Genomic DNA, 2,117 nt, shown 5'->3' with positions numbered 1-2,117 from the left:
CCGAATCCGGTGAGCGGTCGACCGTGGCTCAAGGCATATCCGCCGGGCGTGCCGTCCACGGTCGAAGTGGTCGAACGCCCGCTTTGGGCATTGTTGGACGATTCCGTCGCGACCTATCCGGACAATCCGGCGCTCGAATTTCTCGGTAAAACCTATAGCTACCGAGAACTCGGCCGTCTCGTCGATCGGGCTGCCGCAGGTTTCCAGGGGCTTGGTGTCGGGCCTGGTGTCAAAGTGGGCTTATTCCTCCCGAATTGCCCCTATTTCGTGATCTGCTACTACGCCGTGCTCAAGGCGGGGGGCACGATCGTCAACTACAATCCGCTCTACGCGCCACGCGAGGTCGTCCATCAAATCGACGACTCCGAGACCATGATCATGGTGACGCTCGACCTCAAGGTCGTCTACGACAAGATCGCTTTGGCTCTCGATCAATCGAGTCTGAAGCGCGTGGTGATCGGGCGCATGGCGGGCATATTGCCGTTCCCGCAGAATATGCTCTTTCCGATCGTGCGCGGGGGCGAAGTTGCGCGCATACCCCAGAATGACCGGCATGTCTTCTTCGACCAGCTCGTGTCGAACGACGGGAAGCCGCGTGCGGTCGCCATCTCGCCGCGCCGCGACATCGCGGTACTGCAATATACCGGCGGCACGACAGGGGCGCCCAAGGGCGCTTCACTCACGCATTACAATCTTTGGGCCAACGTGACTCAAAACGCGGCTTGGTTCCCGGAGGTGGAACGAGGGAGGGAGCGAGCGCTTTGCGTGTTGCCGCTCTTTCACGTCTTCGCGATGACGGCCGTCATGAACGTTCCGCTTTATATCGGCGGGCTGATCATTTTGCTGCCGCGCTTCGATCTCGTTCAGGTCTTGAAGACGATCGACCGCAAACGGCCGACGATTTTCCATGGCGTGCCCACGATTTACACCGCGGTCAACAACTACAAGGATCTCGCGCGCTATAATCTGTCGTCGATCAAGGTTTGCGTCTCCGGGGGGGCGACTCTTCCGCTCGAGGTCAAGCGCCATTTCGAGTCGCTTACCGGATGCTCGCTTGTCGAAGGCTACGGGCTCTCCGAGACCTCGCCAACGGTTTGTTGCAATCCCGTCCACGGCGCCGTTAAACCGGGATCGATCGGTCTGCCGCAGCCGAACACGGACGTGCAAATCACGTCGATCGACGAGCCTAGGCATCCGCTGCCGCCGCGCGAGCAGGGCGAGCTTTGGGTCCGCGGGCCGCAAGTGATGGCCGGTTACTGGCGACGTGAGGACGAGACGAAAACCTCGATCACCGACGGCTGGTTCCATACCGGCGATGTCGGTTACATGGATGAAGAGGGCTTCTTCTATATCGTCGATCGCCTCAAGGAGGTGATCGTCGCGGGCGGATACAAGATCTATCCACGCAACGTCGAGGAGGCGATCTATATGAATCCGGCCGTCGCCGAAGCGGCGGTGGTGGGTGTTCCGGACGCGTATCGGGGGCAGACGGTAAAGGCATATATCGTGCGTCAGAAGGGTGCTGCACTTGACGAACGGGCATTGCACGATTTTCTCAAGGACAAGATCTCGCCGATCGAAATGCCGAAGATATTCGAATTTCGCGACGAGTTGCCGAAGTCGGCGATCGGGAAGATATTGAAGAGAGCGCTCGTGGAGGAGCATCAACGCCAGGCCGCGGCGGTGAGCGGCGGATCGGTAAAATCGTGAAACGGCGGTAGCTGATCGCGATTCGTAAGGTCGCATCCAGGTGCTGCGAGAGGCTTACCTGCCTTTTGGCGCTGCCACCACCCTAAAGTACGGCAGTCCGAGCGAGGCGGATTGGGAGGAGGGTCGTTCCATGAAGAACGTGGTCATCGCGGGCTATGCCCGCTCGCCGTTTCATTTTGCGAATAAAGGCGAACTTGCGCGCGTGCGCCCGGACGAGCTCGCCGCTCAAGTCGTGGAGACCCTCCTTTCCCGCACCAAGGGCGTGGATCCGGCCGAAATCGAAGACCTGATCGTCGGATGCGCAATTCCGGAGGGTGAGCAGGGGCTGAATGTGGCGCGCCTCCTGGGTTTCCTCGCGCATTTGCCGATCTCCGTCGCGGGGACCACAGTCAACCGCTTTTGCGGCT

At 60.2% G+C, this 2,117-nt stretch carries 2 protein-coding genes; both read left to right on the top strand.

Annotated features, from left to right (window positions below; all coding sequences use genetic code 11):
* A partial coding sequence (locus VEJ16_08050; GenBank protein HYB09608.1) for a long-chain fatty acid--CoA ligase occupies positions 1–1,710 on the top strand: 1,710 nt, incomplete at its 5' end.
* Positions 1,711–1,840: 130 nt separating this feature from the next.
* The coding region (locus VEJ16_08045) for an acetyl-CoA C-acyltransferase (protein HYB09607.1) at positions 1,841–2,117 on the top strand (277 nt) is incomplete at its 3' end.

It is taken from the genome of Alphaproteobacteria bacterium (assembly GCA_035625915.1).
In the GTDB taxonomy this organism is placed as follows: domain Bacteria; phylum Pseudomonadota; class Alphaproteobacteria; order JACZXZ01; family JACZXZ01; genus DATDHA01.
This window is presented reverse-complemented; position numbering and strand designations above follow the sequence as displayed.